Here is a 22,506-nt window from a genome sequence, read left to right on the forward strand (position 1 = left end):
TCATAATTTCCCAAAGCGATATCTACGACCTTCGGAGCGTTTTCCTTCTTCCGATTGTTCATCCCTTAATTTATAAAAAACCATGATACATTTTAAGAACATCTTCATCATGTTTACTTTCCTTATTGCAACCTTATCCTGCAAAAAGGGGGAAACCGGCCCCAAAGGAGATGAGGGGCCGCGCGGGCCGCAAGGCATTACCGGAAATGCCGATGTGATCATGTACAGCTATAATGGTCCCATTTCGATGACCCTTGGAACCGATCTGTTATTAAGTAACATAACAAAGGAAAGGATTGATTCCAGCCTGGTACTCGCTTACTATATTCCCGCTTCATATAGTAGCAATTGGTACCCCATTCCGGGCCTGGGCGGATATGGTACTTCCGTTCAGTATCAAACAATCTATGACATACATCCGTCAACCGGAAATAAATATGTATTCGCACTGAGATTATTCAATCCGGGGTTTACCGCCTACAACGGGTCAACCGTAGTTTTCAATAAGGTTAAAGTGATACTGGCCACCGCATCTTCAATTGTGCCTGGTGGCAGACGGGCCGGAGATCCTTCCGCGCTTGACCTTTCAGACTACCATGCGGTGATGAAATATTTCAATCTTACTGAATAAAGAAAAGGGGCTGCCTCCTTGCCGGAGACAGCCCCTTTTCTTTCTATTGAAAGCATTTATTTCTTTGTAAGGTCCTTAATGCGGATGTTCCTGAAGCGTACCACAGAACCATGGCCCAGGAAACCAATGTGCCCGGTAGTATTTTTCAGACCGGGATGGTCTTTATGATCCAAAGTACCTTTATCACGTGGTTCAGCAATATCACCGTCTGTGATCACAGTGCCGTTCAGTTCTACGGTGATACGTGTACCCTTTACGGTCACCTGCTCATAGTTCCACTCTCCTACCGGCTTGAGGAAACCGCGTTTGGCAGGGATCACACCATATACAGAACCATGATACTGGTAAACCTGCAGGTTCTTATAGATATCTGCTTCGTTATCCAGGATCTGTAATTCCATACCCTGGTAAGCAGCATCCCCTGTGAGCGGAGCGCGGATACCCAACCCGTTGTTAGCGCCGGGAGTAAGCTGGAATTCCATGCGGTAAACAAAATCAGCATATTCATCTTTGGTATAAAGATTACCGCCGCCACCGTTCTTCGGATAACAAACGATATCGCCGTTCTCAATGATATAGCTGGTAGTGTTTCCTGTCCATTCGTGCATGTTGGTGCCATCGAACAGGATCTTGTACCCTTCTTTCTTTTCTGCTTCACTGAGCTCGAAAGGTTTTACTTTCTCAAACTCGCGGATATAGAGATTGCGGTAAGCTACATAGGTACCATGTGCCTGCAGCTCCAGCTGCTCTTCTGCAAAGATGGGCAGCTTGCGGTCCCAGTAGTTTTCCAGCATAACATTGTTCACTACCAGTTCTCCGTTCAGGTATACCGTTACACGGTCTCCCTTCATGATAATGTGGAAGTTATTCCACTCACCAATAGCGTTATCCGCCAGTTTCAGTGGTTTGCTTTCGTTCTTCTGGTTATTATACAAACCACCGGAACCAACCTGGGCGCCTACATCCCTGCGGGAGGTATCCCAGATCTGTACCTGCGGTGTACCGCGTAAATAGATACCGGCATCGCCATCTTTGGTGATCTTCCAGTCCACGAACATTTCAAAATCGCCGTATTTCTTTTCAGTGCAGAGATTATCTCCGTGACCGCCGAATACCAGCAAGCCGTCTTTCGCGCTCCATCCTTCTTTCATTTTCACATCCGCCTTCTCCTGTTCTTTTTTCAGAGTGGCAGCATCCATTTTAGCACGTTTGATGGGATCAGCTACAAGGCCTTTCCAGCCGCTGAGGTCCTTACCATTGAACATGGATACATATCCTTCGCCGGCAGGCATTTCAGAAAGGTATTTACGAATGGCTTCACGCTGATAATCCGCATCACCACCTTTCAGTACTTTGGAAGTTTTTTCCAGCAGGCCACGTACAATTGCGCCGCTGTAGGTTTTGTCTGCCAGTGCAATGTTCATCACGGCTATCGCAGCTTCCTGCTGTACTGCTGCATCATCCAGGAAGTTACCGGCGAAGATCAGTGCGGGGAATGTTTTGCATTGTTCTGCCTGTTGCAGGATGGCTTTCTTCAAACGTGCATCCTGTGCCAGTTCCATAGCATTGGTAAGCATCAGCAAACGCTGGTCCGCCGTAGCGGCCGCTTTTGCCAGGCGTACATAACCATTCAGTGCAGTTGTACGATATGCTGCATCAGCACGGGCAATATTCAGGAGCGTACCGGCTGCGCTGCCATCTTTCCATTCATTCAGGGCAGATACGGCAGCCTGCTTCTGGGAGGCAGTACCTTTTTCAAATGCAGCACTCACTTCGTTCATGGCATCAGCCCCACCGATGCCGGCAAGGATAGCATAGTAACGTTCTTTCTTAGCAGGCGCTTCCTGTGCCATCTGTGTTTTAACAGCATTTGCGTCAGCACCGGAATTGATCACGGCTGCCTGCAATGCTTTGATATCTTTAGCATTTTCTGCTGCGGATAACAGTTTGAATATAGCGGGCAGGTTCTCTGTGGTTACGATATCCTGTAAACCATTGATAGCTGCTGTGCGAACACTTTCATTGGAAGATGTTGTAAGTGCCAGTACCGGGGCAACCTGTTTATCTGCTTTTCGGGCAGCTACCACATCTATCAATGCCACCTGTGCGGCGGCAGGCATAGCAGGAATAGCAGCAGCAGCCTGTTGCGCTACTTCATCTCCCTTAATGGTTTTCAATACACCCTGAACGGCAGCCACTTCTTTTGCATCACCTTTCTTCATCACAGCCAGCAAGGCAGGGATAGCCTGTGTTCCGCCAGCCTGGCCTGCTGCTTTAATAGCCGCCAGCCTTACGCCGGCATCCTTATCCGTTAATGCTTTGAGGATAACGGGTACGGCTTCCGTTGCTTTATTATTACCCAGCATGCCGATCACGGCTGCTTTGCCACCGTTATTCGCTTTTGCCAGGGATTTGATCCAGAGCGCTGTAGCAGCGGGATCCAGGGCACTGCCTGCATATTTTAATGCGGCATCGCGGAATTCAGGTTGCGGATCATTCACTGCAGAGAGTAGCACCGGCAGGTTTTTGCTGCCATCTACCTGGTTGAGCAAGTATAATGCGGCTGTGCGCACATGTACCTGGTCTGCCGCTTTGGCTTCTTTCAGTAATGTCTGTGCAATCTTAGCCGCTGCAGCACTTTGGCCTTTCGCATGCAATTGCTGCGCATACAGGAGATAAGAAGCAGTAGCGTTCGTTACATCGTACTTATAACCTGCTTTTGCTGCTGCGCCGGACAATGCGGTGCCAGCAGCAGGATCGGCGATATGCGCAAGGGCATAGAGGGTGGTTTTAGTGAGCATCTGGTCCTGCTGGTTGAGCAGGGGCAGCAATGCCGGCGTGGCATCTGCTACCCGGCCATCTCCGATCACTTCCACCAGTATTTGCCTATTGCGGCCATTTACCTGGGGCAATGCAGCCAGCAGGGCTTTCTGTGCAGCGGGAGTGTTGATCTTCACCAGTGTACGGGCAGCGGGGTCGCAGAGGCGTTCGTCCAGCAGATAGGGTTGCAGTACGCTTACAGAAGCGTCGTTACCTACCTGTTGCAGCTGAACGATAAAGAAGGATTTATGTTCTTTATCCTTTACCAGGTCCAACGCCTTGCCAAATGCTTTGGCAGCCATTGCACGCTGGTTTTCTTTACCGGGTTGTGTTACATAAAAGGCATAACCGGCCAGCGCATATTCCAGCGCGGTGTTATCACCTTTACCGGGTGCAGCCAGCATAGCGGCCATGCCCGTGATGCCCTCTTCACCCAATTCAGACAGTGCGTCCATATTGGCCTGTAAGGCGGCTTTGTTCTTTGCAGGCTGCTGAGCCAGCAGGTCTGCTATTTTAGTGTGTGCGGCACGGTTATCCTGCTTCGGCTGTGCCATTACGGCCATCTGCGCGATACAACATGCAGCTATTAATAGAATCTTCTTCATGCTTTAGTTAAGTTTAGATGGTCCACGGTCCGCGCATCGGTTGAAAGATCAGCCTGTTAGCGCCTTCATCGTTGATGAACTCCTGTTTTACCGGATCGAACTGAAGATCGCGGCCTAATTGCAATGCAATCTTACCCATATTCACAATGGTAGCAGAGCGGTGCCCGTTCTCTTCGTTCAGCGCAAATTTCTGACGGTTCTTAACGGCGCCTACAAAATCTGTTACCTGTGGAGCAGGATCAGGGAATGCAGCCAATTTCTTTTCCAGGTCCGGGATATCTGATTTGAAACCCGGGTACAGCTTGCCTTTCGGCCCTTCAATATAAGCTGCCTTGGTTTCAGTGCCTGCACCATCCAATATGATCTGGCAGCCATCTGCATAAGTATAGGTGATCTTACGCCAGGTGCCTACTGCATCGAAGTGCTGCTGTGGTGCATCTATTTCCACTTTCACAGGGCTGGTATCATCCTTGCCCAGGAAGTACTGAACAGGGTCCAGGTAGTGCTGGCCCATATCGCCCAGACCACCGCCATCGTAATCCCAATAGCCTCTGAAAGTGCCATGCACACGGTGAGGGTTATAGGGTTTATAGGGAGCAGGGCCTAACCACATATCATAATCCAGTTCTTTTGGAACGGATTGTTGTTCCAGGTTGGTTTTACCCACCCAGTAGAATTTCCAGTCAAAGCCCGTGTGTTTGCTCACGGTTACTTTTAACGGCCAGCCGAGCAAACCGCTGTCCACTAATTTTTTGATGGGTTCCACCGTAGTGCCCATACCATAAAATCTGTCCGAGAAACGGAACCAGGTATTGAGCCGGAAGATCCGTCCATGCTGCTGAACCGCTTCAACGAGGCGTTTGCCTTCGCCGATGGTGGCCGTCATGGGCTTTTCGCACCAGATGTCCTTTCCTGCGCGTGCTGCATCTGCAGCAATGATACCATGCCAGTGCGGCGGGGTAGCAACGTGAACGATGTCTACCTCTGGCAGCTGGATCACCTCACGATAGTCGCTGAAGGTTTTAACGCCTCTGGCCTTTTCGCCTAAAGCGTCCAGTCCTTTCTGGATGTGACTTTTGTCCACATCGCAAATAGCTACTACTTTGGTGCCTGCGTACTCAAAGTGACCGCGGCCCATGCCGCCTGTACCGATAACTGCTTTTGTAAGGGTATCACTGGGTGCCAGGTAACCGCGCCCTAATACGTGGCGGGGTACGATAGTGAATGCAGCCAAGGCCCCCACGGAGTTCCTGAGGAAGGACCTCCTGGAAGAATGGATTTCTTTCTTTCCCATGGTTTTATTTAAAGTAAACGTGAATGTCGCTGTCGACGACACACAAAATACAAATTACATTTTTGGATTTCTGATGGAAATTTTGTGGATACTGGTAATAAATGAACGGTGAGCAGGGTACTGCTCACCGTTAAGTGTTAATAGTCGTCGTTTTGTTCCATATTGGGATTAGAGAGCATCTCCTTTTCCGGAATAGGCCAGTAGTAGTCCCTGGCGGTATAGGCCCTGTCCTGCACCTTGGTAGCAATACCGGTGGCGGGGTCAGTTGCGCCAAATACTTCTCCGTTCATTACGGTACTTACGGTGCCCCAGCGGCGGATGTCGAAGAAACGTTGCCCTTCAAAGCACAGCTCTGCCTGGCGTTCTCTGCGGATGAGGGTGCGCAGGGTTTCCTGAGAGTTGTAACGGGCAACTGCTACGGGCGGCATGCCGGCACGGTTACGGATATCATTCAGGTGAGTGATAACATCCGGGTTTTGCCAGTCGCCACTTTCCACGAGGGCTTCTGCATAGCTCAGCAATACTTCTGCGTAACGGATGAACATGAAGTCCAGCGTACCGGACTTCGCCTGCCTGTCCTTGGCATCGAGATATTTACGTACCCAGAAACCGGTGGCAGTGGATTTCTGCTGACCGATCCTGTCCAGGTTCAATGGGTTAGGGTCGAAAGGTTTCAGAATGTAGCTGGCATCAATGAAGTTCTGGCCGGGGAACAGTACTGCGCCGGTTAACCTGGGATCCCGGTTGTTTTTAAAGTTAGGATTGATCCTGTAGGCCAGTAAAGAATCTGCACCCAGCTCCCGGATGGTGAAACCCTGTTTTGTTTCAAAATTATCCACTACGGTGTTGGTGGGAGACAAATAAGTTTCACCGCCAATGCCCGCAGGTGCAAACCTTGTCCATGCAGTACCGCAACCATCCCTGCGATACCAGATACGTTCTTTATTGAGTTCGCCCGTGTAAGTGAACAACTCCGCATAACTGTTTACAGTGGCGTTTGTACTGCGGTGTAACCTGTACACACCAGAGGAGATCACTTTCTTTGCAGCATCGATGGCCACATCATACTTCTTGAAATACATGGCCATACGAACGATCAGGGCATAACAGGTACCACTGGAGATACGCCAGGCTTCTTCATTGGAGTATTCTTTTGGTAATTTCTCGCCGCAGGTATTCAGCTCCGTGAGGATAAAGTTATACACTTCATCTACCGTATTACGTTTAAGCTTATTTTCCTCTGGTGTGAGTGAAACAGTGGAAATAGGAATACGGCCAAAGAACAACAGGCATTCCAGGTGATAATAAGCCCGCAGCGCCCTTGCTTCATATTTCATACGATCCCGTAAAAGGGAATCCATGAAGCATTTATCTACATTCTCCAGGAACCTGTTGGCACGGCGGATATCCAGGTAGTTATCACGCCAGATCCATTCCGCTACATCCCAGGTAGGGTTTTGTAATCCACGGGTGTACAGATCGTATTTCCCGATATGATCTCCACGGTTCACTGCTTCATCGCTCAGGCCTGAAGTAAGCATTACATTCCTTCCGCTGGAACCGTCCGGCACACCTGCGTAAATAGAACCCAATGCGCCGATGGCATTGGCTTCCGTTGTCCACCATTCATTATCTGCAATACGGGTAGGATGATCGTTGGTCAGGAATTTTTCACATCCTGTTAATGCTACCATGATAGAAAAGGCAGCAATGCATATGTAGGAAAATTTCATTTTCATGATAACAGAATTTAGAATTGAACAGTTGCACCCACCATATAGGTTTTCATAATACCATACGTCCACTGGTTACCCTGGCTTTCCGGATCAACGAGCTTCATGCTGGTGATCACAAAAGGATTCTGGGCATTTGCGTATAATCTCACACCCTGTATACCGGCACGTTTTAATTTTGCGCTGCGAAGGTTATAACCCAGTTGAATAAATTTCATGCGCATATATGCACCATTCTGGAACCAGAATGTAGAAGATGCTTTGTTACTTTCCGGTGCTACGTTCAGGCGGGGAAAACGGGCATTTGGTCTTTCCGGCGTCCAGTAGTTCTCTGCATAATACTGGGTAGGAACACCGCCATCAGCAGACATATCCAGTGGATACGCCAGCATTCCTTTCATGGCTATATCAGCATGAGACACGCCTTGTATGAGCCACTCAAGGTCCCAGTTCTTATAATCCACTTTAAAGTTGGCGAAGTAATTATACTCAGGGTTTGAATTACCGATCAGTTTCTGATCCCTTGAATCAATCAGGCCATCAGCATTTTGATCCACATACCGGATATCCCCTGGTTTTTGCCCTACAGCCAACGGTACTAACCCCTTTCCATCTGTTCCAAAGTCCGAGGTTTGCAGCAGTCCATTTGCTTCGTAACCATAAATACCGAAAACAGGACCTCCATTCTGGTTAATGGTACTCGTATTCAAAGCTGGCTGAATGTATGGGCCTCCGATGAGCAATAGGATCCTGTTCCTGTTATAAGTGATACCGGGGCGGATGGAGAAGCCAAAGTCTTTATTCACCCTTTCATTATAATTCACAGCTAGCTCCCAGCCTTTGTTACTTACTTCACCTGCATTGAGCGGAACCAGCCCTAAACCACCCACATAAGAAACCGGGGGTTCTAACAGGATACCACTGGTTTTCTTATCGTAGTAATCAAAGGTTACTTCTACTTTATTTTTGAACAGGCCCAGATCAAAACCAAGGTCTGTCATCTTTACTGTTTCCCAGGTAATATCCGGGTTACCCCAAACCTCTTCTACCCCGCTGCTGGTATTGATCAGGTTCTGATAACGATAGGCGCCGATATCCTGGTTACCCAGCTGGCCGTAAGAAGCTCTGAGCTTAAGGTTACTGATGGAGCGGGAATCTTTCAGGAAGTTTTCTTTATGTACGTTCCAGCCTACTGCTACTGAGGGGAAATAACCATACTTATGCCCGGGGCCGAACTTGGATGATCCATCCATCCGGACTGCTGCTTCCAGCAAGTATTTATCATCATAAGAATAGTTCACTTTAGCGAAGGTGCTGAACATGGAAGCTATATCCCACTCGCCACTCTGCTGTTGTTCCACTGAAGTTCCCAGCATGGCAAAGAAATGATGCTTCTTTAAGTCAAAAGTATAATCAGCAGAACCACTGGCGTAATAATAAGTACCTCTTGCAGTTTCATAAGTACGTTGAAGTGCCCATGTCTGCACCAGGTTGTTGTTATAATAATCAAAGAAGTAAAAATTATCCCTGCGGGTACGGGTAGCATCACTATTCAGGCGATAACTGAACTGGCCTTTTAAATTGAAACCAGGGAACACTTCCCATTTGGGCTGCAGATTGATACTGCTTTGCATAGATTCATACCTTCTGTCTCCACCTTTTTCAGCGTAAGCCACGGGGTTTGCGATGTCTACATAACGTCCATAGCTATCGGGCTTTCCGGGTCTGGATGGATATTTTGGTAAAATAGTGGGAGGCACCCTGTATACATCTTCCAATATCCGGTTACCAGCGAAATCATTCGGTCTGTTTGGATAGGTCACATTCCTTTTGATCGCCATCATATCCATAAATACCAGGAACTTCTTGCTCAGGGATACGGAAGTATTGGCACGGATATTATATTTCTTAGAATCGTTATCCGGCACCATACCGCCATGATACTGATAGTTGGCTGATAAAGCAAAACGGGCCATGTTATTACCACCACTTACTGATAGTGAATGACTGGTGATAGGTGTTGTTCTGTCTATCACTTCTTTCTGCCAGTCTGTATTTGGATATTTAATTGGATCAGTTCCTGCAATGGTTTGATCAATATCGTTCTGGCTATAGAAAATAGGTTTGCCTGCATTTACCTGCGCTTCGTTATACATCTTCATGTAAGTAGCAGCATCTACCAGTTTAGGCATAGTGGATGGGGTTTGAATTCCATAATAGCCATCATAGGTAACCTGTACCCTTCCCGGTACGCCCCGCTTAGTAGTTACGAGGATCACCCCGTTACCAGCACGGGCGCCGTAGATAGCAGCCGCTGCTGCATCTTTTAATACGGTTACACTTTCTACCGTGAGCGGGTCAATAAAGTTCATATCCATAGGAATACCATCTACCAATACCAGCGGACTGCCGCCACCTGAGTTAGTGGTACTGAGCCCCCTGATCTTGATAGTAGCCGCATCACCACCTGGTAAACCTGAACCCTGGCGTACCTGTAAACCGGTTACACCACCCTGTAATGACTGGGATATTTGTGTAACGGGTTTCCCTGCTATCTGCGATTCTACATTTAGAGATCCTACAGCACTTGCAATGTGCTTACGTTGCATTTCGGAAAGCCCCACTACTACCACTTCATCCAATGCGGAAATATTTTCTTTAAGGGAGATCGTTAAACTGTTGGTTGCTTTTGTTACAGTATATTCCTGGGGCTCAAAACCCATCAGGCTAAACACGAGTACGTCGTTCTTCTCTGCGTTGATGGAGAAATAGCCATCTGCATCCGCCATTACTCCTTTATTTGAATCCTTGATGCGGATCGTAACACCGGGAATACCGCTGGGTGGTTCCTTGGTGTCGAAGATGCGACCTTTTACGATAAAACCGCTATCCGCCACAATAGGCATATAAAACAAGCGGTCCTCTTTCTCAACAATAGCCACCTGCTTGCGAATAATGCGGTAGGTAAGTTTAGTATCAGCCAATGCGAGGTCCAGCACTTCCCGGATGTCTTTGTCTTTTACATCCAGGCTTACTTTCCGCTCATTGAGCATCAATTCGTCTTTATAAAAGATGCGCCAGCTGCTTTGCTGCTTGATCTGTGAGAACAGCTCAGGCAGGCTACCTCCTTCCAGCTTAATGCTCAGCCGGCCCTGAGAGTACGATTCAGATGAAAAGGCACAGGTGGTTGTGACCAACAATAAAAAGAGACTTAGCTTCATAATCCGTAGCACTTTTAAAACAGCCTCTCCCCTGCGCGGGGAGCGCTTGCAGACATGGATTTTTTGCATACATTTACAGTGTTTAATTTAGAAAATAGTTAAGCCTGTCCCGCAGTCCTGCGGGACCAGTAACCGGGAGAAGGGCCAACTTCTTCCGGTTTTTTCAGCTCCTTTTTGGTTGTTTACTTTATTTTTTAAAGATGAATCCCTCTTCTGTACGTTTGTAAGTTAATCCTGTACTGACGCTCACGGCATCCAGCACTGTTTCTACATCGTCCGCCAGATCAAGATCTCCGGAGAATGTTGCTTGTTCGTTGGCTTGTAAGGTGATACGAATGTTAAAATACCTGCCTAGTCTCTTTATTATATGATTTAATGGTGCATGTTCAAATTGTAACTTTCCGTCTTTCCAGGAAGTATATTCCAGGGTATTAACGATCTGCTTACTGAGTTGCAGGCCATTAAAACCGGCTTTCTCTCCGGGTGACAGTAATTGCTCTTTATCGCTGCTGTTGGCTTTCACCTTTACATTACCGGTCACCAGCACAACAGATTGCTCTGCATCATCCGCATACGCACTTACATTGAAACCGGTTCCCAATACCGTGGTGCGGAGATTATTTGTATAAACAAAAAACGGAACGCCTGCTTTCTGCGACACATCAAAGTAAGCCTCCCCTTCCAGGAACACTTCTCTTTTCAGCCCATCAAACGCAACAGGATAGATCATCCTGGAACCTGCATTCAGCCAGGCTACCGTACCATCTTCCAGCGTAATGTGGGCACGGCGGCCATATGGAACAATGAGGGTGTTATATTGTTCCCCGTTATGTTCCTGATCCACCTGTTGCGTATTATTCACCAATACCCCCTGCTGATTGTATTTCAGCGTGGCATTGGTACCGTTTACTGTCATTTGCCGGTTATTACCCAGCATAAGCCTGGTTTCCGTAGTGGTATCTGAAATATGTTGTTGTTTCGCGAACTGCAGGATACCGCTTTCTTCTTTCTGTGCCTTGTCCGGCAACAGCCACCATGTGGCAGCTATCAGTACAGCAGCTGCAGCGGCCACTGCTTTCCAACCTATCCTGCGATAACGTGGCTGTTCTAGTGTAAAGTCATTTTTAATACGATCCCATAACGCCGCCTTTTCGTCCTCCGGAAATACCTCATTACCCGCGGACCGGCTGATCTGTTTTACAGATGCCTCCAACGGATCGTTCTCTCCGGACTGTTTTTCTTCATGGATGTGCTGCGTCATGCTTGATTTATTGTATAGAGTGAGGAAATAGGTATATATAGACTAAGGGGAATAAAAAAAATTAAATTATTTGAGAAGGGCCAAAAGCACTGCTGCCAGGTAATAAACTGGGACTTGCTTAAGCTGTTCACGGAGCTGCTGGAAAGCACGGTATGCCAGGGTACGGCAGGTGGGGACGGTGATCTTCATCACAGAAGCGATCTCTTCATAACTTAATTCCGCATTATAACGCAGGTAGATCACCTCTTTCTGGCGGGCCGGGAGTTGCCGGAGGGCAACTGCCAGTTGCTGCATGGTTTGCTGTTGTTCTTCGTCGGCGATCTTCAGGTGTTGTGTATCATATTCTATGAGGAACTCCATTTCCGGGTCTACCCCGGCCTTCCATGCAGCGGCTTTTTTACTGGCTTCGTGGAGCCTTCTGCGGAAAGCGCCCAGCAGGTAGAAGCGGATATTAACTGTGTCGGAAAGGTTACGGGAATAACGGTGCAGATCAACAAAGAGGTCGTGAATACAGTCCTTTATCGTGTCCTCATCTTTCAAATAGCGAAGACCGTAACGATACAGGACATCCGCATACGCTTCATACAACTCCTTAAATGCTGCTGCATCCCCATCCTTAATGGCGGACCACAGTGCATTTTCATCTTTAAAATGCTTCAGATTGTCCAATTGCGGTTCTTGATGATCTTATTTAGTGGAAAGATGCTCTGCCAATATATAAAACTTTTCGAAATGATTCCTGAAAGGTAAGTTAACTTTATACAAGTGTATCTTACGTTTCAGCCACCACCGCAATTGGCCCGGCATGTACGCATGTTCTGGGTGTTCGAGTACGATGTGCCCGAAGGGCAGCCTTATGTATACCGTTCTATGGCAGATGGCTGTGCGGAAATGGTTTTCCATTACAAGGGGGCGTTTTCGGAGGTTGATTCAGCAGATTATCATCCTGCAGTGCTGCATGCACAAACTAGCCGGCACCGGCGGTTCCTTACCCACGGGAGCTTTGGCATCTTCGGGGCCTACCTCTACCCTACTGCTTTACCGCAGCTTTTTGGTTTGTCTTCTTCTTCTTTTAGCAACCAGATGCCGCAGTTAACGGATTTCCTGGGCGCTGAAGGTGCCTTTCTAACAGAACAGATCATGACGGCGCCGAGTCATAAGCAGCGGGTACATTTGCTGAGTGTTTTTTTGCAGCAGCGGTTGGGTGGGCGCGAGCAGGACGAAACTGCTGCCCATGTAGCCGTAAAACATATCATTCAAGTGAACGGCCAGGTAGACGTGGCCTCTCTGGCTTCCCGCATCTGTCTCTCCACCCGGCAATTTGAGCGCAAGTTCAAAGAGTTCAGCGGTTTCTCTCCCAAAACATACACCCGCATCATCCGCTTCCAGCGTGCCCTGGCTGAATATGGGAACAAACACCTCAACATGACGGAGATAGCCTACCAATGCGGATACTATGATCAATCCCATTTCATTCACGACTTCCGTGAATTCTCCGGATACCATCCGCGGCAGTACTTTTCCGGCCGGCCCGAGGGGATAGAGTACCGGGAGGGTTGAAAATGTCGTGTTTCTCCAATTTTGGTCTGGCTTTTGCCCATTATTTTGGGTTCATAAAAACCTAAGTATATGGCACATCCGACTGTAAGCCCTTATTTCATCTTAAAAGATGGGGCGGCTTTTCTTTCTTTTCTGACAACTGTATTTGGTGCAACAACAATTGCGCTGCATCATAACGACAAAGGTGGAATAATGCATGGTGAAGCAGGCATTGGTGATAGCGTGATCATGTTCGGGGAAAGTTCCGGTGCTTTTCCTGATGAAACAGGATCTGTATTTATTTATGTAAAAGATACAGACGAAACTTATCGAAAAGCGATGGCAGAGGGTTCTGAGTCCCGCCAGGAGCCGTCGGATAAAGATTATGGGCGTGCAGCGGGGATAAGAGATCCGTTCGGGAATACCTGGTGGATCACGCAGGTGTAGGTTCTACTCCTCCATTGGTTAAATAATGGTCCCACATCATCATAAATATCTTTTCCTTCAATGCCGGCAGGTCTTCCTTTGTGAGGCCCTTTGTTTCCACCGGCGGCAGAAAATGGTAATCTATCCGATGCGGTAAAGCGAAGAAGAATTTATCGGGCACCAGTATTTTACGGGTATGGAAAATTAAAGAAGGAATGATGGGCGTTTGCGTTTCAATAGCGAGCGCAAATGCCCCATCATAAAAGCGTTTTAATGGAAATGGCGTGCGGTTACGGGTGCCCTCGGGGAATAAAGCCATATGCATACCCATTTTTAACGCATTCCGCATATGTTCGAAACTCTGCTTGCGGCTCAGATCATCGTTCCGGTTCACTATAATGCCCCCGATCTTGTACATCATACCAAAGATCGGCACCTTGACTAAATCATGTTTGGCCAGGGTTTTATTGGTGCCCGGAATGCCGGGTGTAGCTACCAGTACATCCACGAAAGAATTGTGGTTGCATACTACCACGTACACCTTGCCTTTTTCAAAATATTGCTTCCCTTTACGGTAAACGGGGCAAAAGATAAGGGTCATGTAGACTTTCATCCATATCCTCCCCAATATGAGGAAGTTGCGCGTCTTAGCAGGATCAGGTAAAAAGGAGAAGATCCAGATAGGGATAAGTACAATCAACATAGTGGCCACGAAAAGTAACAGTCCGTAAACTGCAAAAACACGACCAGCAATGTTTCTGAACAATTTTATCATAGTTATAGTTGCCAGTTAACCGGTTCTTTTCCCTGCTTCACAAGAATCTCATTCGTTTTGGAAAAGTGACGGCATCCGTAAAACCCTTTGTCTACACTAAATGGTGAAGGATGGGCCGCTTTTAAGATATAATGCCTGGTAGCGTCTATCAAAACCTGCTTATCCTGCGCAAATTTACCCCAAAGCAGGAAGACCAGGCCTTCTTTTGTGTCGGAGAGCCTTTTTATCACGGCATCTGTAAAATTCTCCCAGCCTATTTTACTGTGGGAAGCAGGCTCCCCTGCCCTCACTGTCAACATGGCATTCAGCAATAGTACGCCGTTTTCGGCCCAGGGGGTGAGATCGCCGGTGTCTGCGATGGGAATGCCGAGGTCTGTGTTCATTTCCTTGTAGATATTCACCAGGGAAGGCGGCGGTTTAATACCTTTCTGCACAGAGAAACAGAGGCCATGGGCCTGACCTGGGCCGTGATAAGGATCCTGGCCTAATATCACTACCTTTACCTTATCAAAGGGTGTTTTATCGAACGCATTAAAGATCAGGTTACCGGGGGGGTATATGGTCTTTCCGGAGGCCTTTTCATGCTTGAGGGACATGACGATCTGCTCAAAATAGGATTTTTGGAATTCGTCTTTAAGTGCCTCTTTCCAACTGCTTTCAATCTTTACATCCATTTAATTAGCTTTGAAACAACGGAATATTTGATTTATTGGTGGAAAATTATATAAATTTGCACTCCCAATAAAAATTAATTTTATTTAATTAGTGATTGAGTGGGATGAGCAGCTGCCTTCTAAGCAGCAGGTGCTTAAAACAAAGATACTGGACCGGTAGCTCATCAGCTGGATAGAGCATCCCGACTTTTAGTCGGGAAGGTCATTGGGGATGATAAAAAAATTTGGACCGGTAGCTCAGCTGGATAGAGCAGCTGCCTTCTAAGCAGCAGGTCATTGGTTCGAATCCAATCCGGTTCACTGAGGCGCAACGATTGTTGCGCCTTTTTTCATGGGTTTTGCCCGTCTGTGGCGCTTCTTCGCAAATTTCTGTATTAATTCAAATTAAAATGTATCAAGGGATTCGGTGACCATTTCGGTGACCTATTCAGTGCCCTATCTTCATATGGGCACTGACTTTTTGTAAGTGCTTTTTGAGGTTGAGAAAGAGCGATTTAATAACCGCTTAAATGTGTTTGGTATGAATTTCAAACAGAAGTTATCTATTCTTTTTTATTTGAAAGGATGTAAGAAATCCAGTGATGGTAAGGTGCCGATATATATCCGTATTACGATTGATGGGATGGCTGAGGATTTATCGCTGGGGCTTAATTATACTTAACAATAAAGTTAAAGTTTTTGGTTCATAATCTATTCCCCTGACGAGTAGAAAGGAATACTACTTGGAAGTTTTAAATTTGTTTATTAATCTAACTTTCAATACTTTGCTTCGTATTGCATGAGCCACTATTACACATTTACTTGTAAATGTAATTTGGCAACCTTTTTTCAAGAGGACAATCAGCCCTAAAACCCCACATTATGAATAACAACTGGTTTGAAGAACTACCAGAGAGATGCCCTCCCCAAGATGTCCTTTTGCCAAATGGAAAGACATTTTACAGATTAATTAATGGCGAAACACCTACTTCAGATGATTTCCTTTCAACACGAGCCGAATTTCCGTTACAAGTATTTAGCGGAGTGGATGAATGTATAGTAAGATCTATATCCATTTTCACCCAGAAAAATGATTGTGAAAACATCTTGAAACTTGCAAGGCACAAACATAAAAAGGTGTTTGAAATAAGCCTATATGAGAATGATGGTGCAATTAAACAAACATTCAAGGCAAGTCACCATTCTTGGTGGAGAACCCTAAGTTTTCAGATTAGTAATGAAAATTCAAATCAATAGATTTATTAGTGCAAAAAAATTTAAACATATTCCAGATCCTTGTCTATTACGATATTCCGGAGTTATTTATAGCAACGGATACCGTAGATACAAAATATGTTTGCTTATTATTAGAGTTGTCAAATGGTTATCCTAAGTATATTGCGACACCAATTTCTCAGCTAAGATTAGCCAATTTTTTGAAAGGCGATCTTGAATTAAAGGAGATCCTTATATCCCCAGAAATGGAAGAATGGTATTCCATTGCTTTGAACGACGATAAAATCATCGCAACTAAATCAGATTTAGATCATTTCCCCCAACAATTCCTACCAGAAGAAGGGTTTTATCTAAATTCGGCCATTAGTGATGGTAGTCAAATTGTTGAAGAAGTAATTGAAAAAAACAATGCAGTAGTCCATCTTGCAATTTCAGATAATATTGATGATTACGGTGCAGATGCCAATGATCTTGGAGACATCATTAAGTTGTACTCTATATTGCTTGAGAATAGTTATAAAAAGTCGGTAATAGAACATAAAGTTAAAGATAAGGGGATTATCATTCCAGCAAATTATCAACTCCGAGCCTTTGCAAGCTCTAGAAACTCATTCAATGTGCATCTATACTCAAAATCCCAAAAAGATCTGTTCGGGAATTGCATGATTGAGTATGGATTAGAGAAAATTTCTAAAGTCTTAGAGTATAGTGACGATGATGACTTAATTAAATCACTGAGAAGTATAAAAGGACATGCTGTAGCCAGTTTAAAAAAAATTTCCAAGAGAATAATTGATGATAAATTAAAAATAAAACATAAGTGGTTCGCACCTAATCAAGAGGTTGTGCATTTCCAAATATTCGATGCCGATAAAGCGACAGTAATTTTTAACATACTTAATCAATCTGAAGAATTAACTGAAGAAATAAAAGAATTTATTGGTGTATTTGTTCAAGCAGATGTTAAGAGAGGAACATGGCGCATCAAAGCTATGGATGATAAGCAAGAACATCATGGCGAAGCTAATCCAGATGATCTAAAAGGTATCACGTTGGAAACTGTTACTTATAAACTAATTTGTCAGGAAATTATAGAAGAATTTAAAGTGAGCGAAAAAGGGAAGATAAAGTATATTTTTAAGTCAATAGAAGAACTAAGAAACAAGTCACCTATAGATTAGTTAATATTCCTTGATGCATTTCGGAATCTTTTTATTAAACTTGAAACTCAAATTTATCCCCACCTTAAAAATATGGATAAAACACTAAATCTCGAAGTAATAAAATTTCGATACCCAGATGTTTCAAGGCTGTATGAGAAACTGGGATCAAAAGTTACTGATATTATAAGATCAATGATATCAACTGAAGGGGTAAAGTCACATGCAATTTATCACAGGGTTAAAGAACTTAAAAGCCTGATTGATAAAATAGAATCAAAAGATAAATACTCTAAATTAGAAGATATTACCGATTTATGCGGAGTTCGTATTATCACCTATTTGGCCAGTGATGTAGATTCAATAGTAAAAATAATCAGAGATAAATTTGTTATCGATGAGATTAACAGTATAGACAAGAGAAAGAAAGACGCGAAAGAATTTGGCTACAAATCTGTACATCTTGTTGTATCGTTACCTGATAATTGGATAGGTTCCCCAATCGATCAAGAGCTTAAAGGTCTTAAAGTAGAGTTGCAAATTCGATCAATACTTGAACATGCATGGGCAGAAATTGAACACGACCTGGGGTATAAAAGCGATAGCGCTGTGCCATATCCATTGCAAAGAGGTTTTACTAGATTAGCCGCAAATTTAGAGAGCGCTGATTTTGAATTTGATCGATTAAAGAATATGAAAAAAGAATATGAACAAGAAGTCGTAGATAGCATTGATCCTACTTCAGTTGTTCCGGTGTCTGTAAATCCTATATCACTATCTGTCTTCGCCAATTCAAATAGCACTTTCAATGAGATACGTGACGAATTGACGAAAGAAAGAGGTATGAAATATGCAAGAGGAAACAAAAATTTTGATAAAATAATCGAAAAACTCAGTTACTTAAAAATTAATACTATCAATGAATTAGAAGTTGTTATTAATGCGAACAAAGAACCTTTTAAACGCTTTGTAAGATTGCTATTTGAAAGAAGAAAGGATAGCAGAGAGGTTATATTACATGAATCACCTCTAGAGTATTTACTCCATTACATTGCAGCTTCTAAAGGTAGAGAGTACTTAAATAAGTATAAAGTTTATGGAACTAATTCACCTGAAGGGAATGTTAAAGAAATTACTGATTTTCTCGACTTATACAGAGATGCACATAGTAATAACTAAGCTATTTCAATATACTACTTAAAGAAACGAGTACGGATGTCGTACGAAGAAGGAAGAAATATGACAGTGTTGCTAAGAAGAATGATACTAACCTGAATACAAGAAATTATGTCCTTTAAAGTAGATATTGATAGTATAACCTTAGATATACTTGTAGGTAGATTAAAGGGAGTTGTTTCGGCAATCGACATACTAAAATGGCTTGCAAACTTTGAGGAAGATGAACAGCGGGTTGCATTAAGCCTTATTAGTAATCTTACGGTATACACATCAAATGAAATAGAGGAAAAATATCATAAAGGTTTGAACATAATAATAAGGGGTGTTCCCAGTAAATCAAAAATTGCTATTCACCCTATTGGACTTTTTGGAAAGAGTGGAAGCATGATGGCCTATCTATTAAGAAAAACAAATACATTCAACATAAACAATAGTCGACTTACCCTTATTCCTGATAGTAAAATGTTAAGTACATTAGGTGAAGAACATGAAACGTTAGTACTGCTGGATGATTTCACTGGAACCGGAAGCTCTATTGAGAAATACTATAATTCTGATATCATTGCTCATATAGGCCGTTTTAAACAGATTCACTTTTTAGGAGTTGCGGCCATGAAGGAGGCAATTATTTACCTTAAACCCTATTTTACAAGTATAATCATTGACAATGATAGCATTTACAAAAAAGCTTTTTCAAGTGAAGCTAGTTACTTTGGATATCGAAAGTATACTGCTCCAAAGGAGTTAGCTTACAAATATGGTGAATTTTTAACAAAACCGGAAAGATTGAAGTCTGGTAAACCCAAATACAGGCATGCATTAGGGCATGAAAATTCACAATCGCTCGTCGCTTTTTTTTATGGTTGCCCTAATAATACCCTACCCATTTTTTGGCAAGGAGATAGTGGCAGAATCAAATGGACCCCTTTAATTCCGAGATTTAATGCTCATAAAATCCAAAAGGCAAGGGAATTTAGAAAGCAGCTATCATACGAACTGAGTCTATTTAAGGAATTTGGTTCAGAAATGCTTACTGAAGCATTTGTAACCTATAGAGTAAAAAAGGGCAAAAAAGAATTCAGTTCTGTAAATCACATTGACTTTTCTGTATATGGCATTTTAAAATTACAACGTGACGGCTTTTCTGAATTCAATATATGCCAAAGATTGGGCATCTCATCAAGCGACTATCTGGATTACCTAAAAAGGGGCAAACAGCAAGGTATTTTTGATAGTACGAACAAAATCACTCAGTGGGGGTTGGAACTCTACCAGGAAGCTAAAAGGTGCATTAACAACAACCTTAAGAACAGATTTGAAGGTAAATCTTTAGAAATAAAAAATATTCACTATTTTCCCAAATCATTCAATGGTAGGACATAATCGACAAGCATTATCTTGTTTAATTGTGTCGAAAGACATTAAATATTTCGCAGAAATGCATAAATATTTGTACAAAGGCAAGATAACATGAGCAGTTGCACATGTATGGCTGAAGTAACTTTTCAACCTTTAATGCACAACATGTCTCCAAGTATTCAAAAGTTGTGCATTAAACGCTTCGCGAATTTTAAAATTGAGTTGTCGATATGACCTATCCATTGGATGTTTTTTTTGAATACGCAAAAGAAATGGACCACAGTCCTCAATTTACTGAGGAAGTGGAAAAGTATGTAAGCTCATTATTGAATAGAAATCTCCCAGTTTTTTTTTCTTTACCTCATCTTGCATTAGCCGCTTCATTTAGTATTAATCATGTGGAAAGAATAGTTAAATCTAATAGAAGGGATTATTATAAAAGATTTAAACTGGCAAAAAGAAGAGGTGGATTTAGAATAATACAAACCCCTGATCAAGAATTAAAGTATTTACAAAAATGGATATTATTGAACATTCTCAATAAAGTCAATTCTCATCCTGCTTGTAAAGGCTTTGACCCCAAATCATCGATTATTTTGAATGCCCAGGATCACCTTAATAAAGAAGCAATTTTGAAAATTGATTTACTTCGGTTTTTTGATTCAATAAATGAAAAACGAATATATGGAGTATTTAAAGGTCTTGGTTATCATCCTAATTTAGCTGTAAGCTTAGCGAAGCTATGTACTTTAAAACCAGATAATACTTTTTTTATAGCCTTTAAGAAAAATGAACTGATGCTTAAGGAACTGATCAAGAAAAGAGATGAAGGCATTTTACCACAGGGAGCCCCAACAAGTCCAAAACTTTCAAATTTAATTGCTAGAAACCTAGATATTAGGCTTGATAAGCTATGTAAAAAGCATGGTATCTCATACACTAGATATGCTGATGACCTGACGTTTTCAGGGGAAAAAACTAAACTTATGCTCCTCAAAAAAGTAGTTTACAAAATCGTTAAAACCGAAGGATTCTATATAAACTACGGGAAAACCAAATTTTTGACACGCGGAAATAAATATTTCGTTACAGGTCTATCTGTCCATAATAAAACTTTGAAAGTTCCCAGAAAGAAGAAACTTGATATCGAACATCATCTTCATCATTGCTTAAAAAACGGTGTTCATGTTCATATGATCAAGAGTAAAATTAAAAATCGCAATTTTAAAGACTGGTTATTAGGATCAATCTGTTTTGTATGGTCGGTAGAACAAGAACTTGGACAAAAATATTTTGATGAATATAACAAAATTGAATGGCCAGTTTAGATCCGAGCCTTTAATATTGCATCCTACACTATGTCAGTAATCACATAAAATTTGCCTAATTTTGGTTTGAAAAGCTCTTTCTCATCCTCCCAAAAAGCACCTCATTTCCAACACCACCCCACCCGGTGACCACTCCCTAAATGAGAATCACAAAAATTTGAATATCAATAATTTGCACCAAGATATACGAATCCAATCCGGTTCACTTTTCAAAAGCAAGTCTGTAAGGCTTGCTTTTGTGTTTTAGTTCCTCAGCTCGCAGAGCATCCCGCTTTTAGCGGGAAGGTCATTGGTTCGAATCCAATCGGTTCACTTATTAGAATCAGGTCACTGAAAATCAGTTCCCTCCTTTCCCCATATTGCCAATGCACTGTTAGCGGTTCATTACCTTATCATAAAGATGTTTTAATTGGGTATCACCAAAACCATAGATGCTTTCCCTATTCCAAAATTCTTTGAACACTTTATGAAAATCAGTTGAAATGTTTTTTGTGATGTCTTCAATAACTTTTTCGGGTCTTCCTTTTGTACCATCTTTGGGGAAACGGTCAACATGTGCCTGTACTACTTCTTGTAAATACGGGAAAGCTGAAGATTGATTCTTTGAAAGATTGGTCAACTCTTCAAGATTACCATTTTTGTACGCTTCCCACAAGTCTTTCCCTAAATTTATGTCGGCTTCACTTAAAGGGATTTTATTCGCATAACAAACTTTAAGTTCATCTGAATTTGCTGGTCCAAAACCATTCCAAAATTGTTTATTGGTTTTGTCTAAATGAGAAGTATAAACAGCAAAAACTTTTTTCCTTATTGGTAAACTATTGATAACTGAAATAACAAACCACATATTTACCTGACAAAACAAGTCATACTCAAACCAAAGATTAAATACTGAATTATCTGGCGCATTCCTTATTTTTTCAAACTCTTTTACAACTTTACTATGGTATTCAGTTTCTGTCACTCCTATATACCTTGCCCTTGATTGCCAAAAGTCATGCAGATTATCCCCTGACAGATCTCCATCTATAAGAGCTTCTCTAACAATTATTACATCCCCTTCAATTTTCGCATCCGGGAAACTATAGGCAAGAGAGTCGCCGTTTAAAATATTATAGATCATGATTGTGATTTTTTTTCATTACCGCTATGCTTGCAATACAGCTAAATTAGCATTATTTGCACGATTGTAACAGCAACCCTTTTATGGAAGCCGGCAATATAACATTACGATAAAATAAGTGTCTAAAAAACACCGATCAATACCCAAACCTGTAACGCATGGA

Annotated in this window: 17 protein-coding genes and 1 tRNA gene; 9 read left to right on the top strand and 9 right to left on the bottom strand. The window is 43.2% G+C overall.

Annotation, left to right across the window (positions count from 1 at the left end):
• Positions 1–82 precede the first annotated feature (82 nt).
• Positions 83–631 (top strand): hypothetical protein, encoded by a 549-nt coding sequence (locus BUR42_RS11205; protein ID WP_074239308.1) that lies wholly within the window; start codon positions 83–85, stop codon positions 629–631.
• A 56-nt stretch (positions 632–687) separates the two neighbouring features.
• Here the strand turns inward: BUR42_RS11205 and BUR42_RS11210 are convergent, their stop codons facing one another.
• The 6 genes from BUR42_RS11210 to BUR42_RS11235 all read right to left on the bottom strand — a co-directional run bounded on the left by BUR42_RS11210 (position 688) and on the right by BUR42_RS11235 (position 12,234).
• On the bottom strand, positions 688–4,056 hold the full coding sequence (locus tag BUR42_RS11210) for a 3-keto-alpha-glucoside-1,2-lyase-like domain-containing protein (protein ID WP_074239309.1): 3,369 nt from the start codon (positions 4,054–4,056) through the stop codon (positions 688–690).
• Between the two features lie 13 nt (positions 4,057–4,069).
• Positions 4,070–5,350, bottom strand: a complete 1,281-nt coding sequence (locus tag BUR42_RS11215) for a Gfo/Idh/MocA family oxidoreductase (protein ID WP_074239310.1) — start codon at positions 5,348–5,350, stop codon at positions 4,070–4,072.
• A gap of 137 nt (positions 5,351–5,487) precedes the next feature.
• Positions 5,488–7,089, bottom strand: a complete 1,602-nt coding sequence (locus BUR42_RS11220; RefSeq protein ID WP_074239311.1) for a RagB/SusD family nutrient uptake outer membrane protein — start codon at positions 7,087–7,089, stop codon at positions 5,488–5,490.
• An 11-nt stretch (positions 7,090–7,100) separates the two neighbouring features.
• Positions 7,101–10,304 carry a TonB-dependent receptor gene (locus tag BUR42_RS11225; protein WP_200798248.1) on the bottom strand — a complete coding sequence of 1,068 codons (3,204 nt, stop codon included), beginning with the start codon at positions 10,302–10,304 and terminating at the stop codon, positions 7,101–7,103.
• A 187-nt stretch (positions 10,305–10,491) separates the two neighbouring features.
• A complete protein-coding gene (locus BUR42_RS11230) occupies positions 10,492–11,565 on the bottom strand; it encodes a FecR family protein (RefSeq protein ID WP_074239313.1) in 1,074 nt (357 codons plus the stop codon).
• Positions 11,566–11,631: 66 nt separating this feature from the next.
• On the bottom strand, positions 11,632–12,234 hold the full coding sequence (locus BUR42_RS11235) for an RNA polymerase sigma factor (RefSeq protein ID WP_084185516.1): 603 nt from the start codon (positions 12,232–12,234) through the stop codon (positions 11,632–11,634).
• Positions 12,235–12,330: 96 nt separating this feature from the next.
• Here BUR42_RS11235 and BUR42_RS11240 point away from each other — a divergent pair, with 96 nt between their 5' ends.
• Positions 12,331–13,125 carry a helix-turn-helix domain-containing protein gene (locus BUR42_RS11240; protein WP_200798249.1) on the top strand — a complete coding sequence of 265 codons (795 nt, stop codon included), beginning with the start codon at positions 12,331–12,333 and terminating at the stop codon, positions 13,123–13,125.
• Between the two features lie 69 nt (positions 13,126–13,194).
• Entirely contained in the window at positions 13,195–13,551 is a 357-nt protein-coding gene (locus BUR42_RS11245) for a VOC family protein (RefSeq protein ID WP_074239314.1), read from the top strand.
• Here BUR42_RS11245 and BUR42_RS11250 read toward each other — a convergent pair.
• Both BUR42_RS11250 and ung read right to left on the bottom strand, forming a co-directional pair.
• On the bottom strand, positions 13,538–14,233 hold the full coding sequence (locus BUR42_RS11250; RefSeq protein WP_234979655.1) for a lysophospholipid acyltransferase family protein: 696 nt from the start codon (positions 14,231–14,233) through the stop codon (positions 13,538–13,540). The genes BUR42_RS11245 and BUR42_RS11250 overlap by 14 nt on opposite strands.
• 74 nt (positions 14,234–14,307) lie before the next feature.
• Positions 14,308–14,979, bottom strand: coding sequence for a uracil-DNA glycosylase (ung, locus tag BUR42_RS11255; protein WP_074239315.1), 672 nt, complete (start codon positions 14,977–14,979; stop codon positions 14,308–14,310).
• Positions 14,980–15,205: 226 nt separating this feature from the next.
• On the opposite strand from ung, the gene BUR42_RS11260 reads away from it, so the two are divergent.
• The 6 genes from BUR42_RS11260 (at position 15,206) to BUR42_RS11290 (ending at position 21,220) form a co-directional block, all read left to right on the top strand.
• A tRNA-Arg gene (locus BUR42_RS11260) sits at positions 15,206–15,279 on the top strand.
• A gap of 561 nt (positions 15,280–15,840) precedes the next feature.
• Positions 15,841–16,215 carry a hypothetical protein gene (locus tag BUR42_RS11270; RefSeq protein WP_074239317.1) on the top strand — a complete coding sequence of 125 codons (375 nt, stop codon included), beginning with the start codon at positions 15,841–15,843 and terminating at the stop codon, positions 16,213–16,215.
• A gap of 8 nt (positions 16,216–16,223) precedes the next feature.
• Positions 16,224–17,375, top strand: coding sequence for a DUF6575 domain-containing protein (locus BUR42_RS11275; protein ID WP_074239318.1), 1,152 nt, complete (start codon positions 16,224–16,226; stop codon positions 17,373–17,375).
• A gap of 72 nt (positions 17,376–17,447) precedes the next feature.
• The gene (locus tag BUR42_RS11280) at positions 17,448–18,533 is read left to right on the top strand and encodes a GTP pyrophosphokinase (RefSeq protein WP_074239319.1); all 1,086 of its coding nucleotides are present in this window, start codon (positions 17,448–17,450) and stop codon (positions 18,531–18,533) included.
• 108 nt (positions 18,534–18,641) lie between these two features.
• Positions 18,642–19,916, top strand: coding sequence for a phosphoribosyltransferase-like protein (locus tag BUR42_RS11285; protein ID WP_074239320.1), 1,275 nt, complete (start codon positions 18,642–18,644; stop codon positions 19,914–19,916).
• Positions 19,917–20,122: 206 nt separating this feature from the next.
• Positions 20,123–21,220 (top strand): reverse transcriptase family protein, encoded by a 1,098-nt coding sequence (locus BUR42_RS11290; RefSeq protein ID WP_074239321.1) that lies wholly within the window; start codon positions 20,123–20,125, stop codon positions 21,218–21,220.
• Positions 21,221–21,593: 373 nt separating this feature from the next.
• Here the strand turns inward: BUR42_RS11290 and BUR42_RS11300 are convergent, their stop codons facing one another.
• On the bottom strand, positions 21,594–22,343 hold the full coding sequence (locus BUR42_RS11300) for a hypothetical protein (RefSeq protein WP_074239322.1): 750 nt from the start codon (positions 22,341–22,343) through the stop codon (positions 21,594–21,596).
• Between the last annotated feature and the right edge of the window lie 163 nt (positions 22,344–22,506).

Source organism: Chitinophaga niabensis, assembly GCF_900129465.1.
In the GTDB taxonomy this organism is placed as follows: Bacteria; Bacteroidota; Bacteroidia; order Chitinophagales; family Chitinophagaceae; genus Chitinophaga; species Chitinophaga niabensis.

Bases quoted from the DNA above. Each gene is read 5' to 3' on its own strand.
- ung (WP_074239315.1), bottom strand. From the start codon at position 14,979: ATGGATGTAAAGATTGAAAGCAGTTGGAAAGAGGCACTTAAAGACGAA.
- BUR42_RS11300 (WP_074239322.1), bottom strand. From the start codon at position 22,343: ATGATCTATAATATTTTAAACGGCGACTCTCTTGCCTATAGTTTCCCG.
- BUR42_RS11225 (WP_200798248.1), bottom strand. From the start codon at position 10,304: ATGAAGCTAAGTCTCTTTTTATTGTTGGTCACAACCACCTGTGCCTTT.
- BUR42_RS11290 (WP_074239321.1), top strand. From the start codon at position 20,123: ATGACCTATCCATTGGATGTTTTTTTTGAATACGCAAAAGAAATGGAC.
- BUR42_RS11205 (WP_074239308.1), top strand. From the start codon at position 83: ATGATACATTTTAAGAACATCTTCATCATGTTTACTTTCCTTATTGCA.
- BUR42_RS11270 (WP_074239317.1), top strand. From the start codon at position 15,841: ATGAATAACAACTGGTTTGAAGAACTACCAGAGAGATGCCCTCCCCAA.
- BUR42_RS11220 (WP_074239311.1), bottom strand. From the start codon at position 7,089: ATGAAAATGAAATTTTCCTACATATGCATTGCTGCCTTTTCTATCATG.
- BUR42_RS11280 (WP_074239319.1), top strand. From the start codon at position 17,448: ATGGATAAAACACTAAATCTCGAAGTAATAAAATTTCGATACCCAGAT.
- BUR42_RS11215 (WP_074239310.1), bottom strand. From the start codon at position 5,350: ATGGGAAAGAAAGAAATCCATTCTTCCAGGAGGTCCTTCCTCAGGAAC.
- BUR42_RS11285 (WP_074239320.1), top strand. From the start codon at position 18,642: ATGTCCTTTAAAGTAGATATTGATAGTATAACCTTAGATATACTTGTA.
- BUR42_RS11210 (WP_074239309.1), bottom strand. From the start codon at position 4,056: ATGAAGAAGATTCTATTAATAGCTGCATGTTGTATCGCGCAGATGGCC.
- BUR42_RS11250 (WP_234979655.1), bottom strand. From the start codon at position 14,233: ATGTTGATTGTACTTATCCCTATCTGGATCTTCTCCTTTTTACCTGAT.
- BUR42_RS11230 (WP_074239313.1), bottom strand. From the start codon at position 11,565: ATGACGCAGCACATCCATGAAGAAAAACAGTCCGGAGAGAACGATCCG.
- BUR42_RS11245 (WP_074239314.1), top strand. From the start codon at position 13,195: ATGGCACATCCGACTGTAAGCCCTTATTTCATCTTAAAAGATGGGGCG.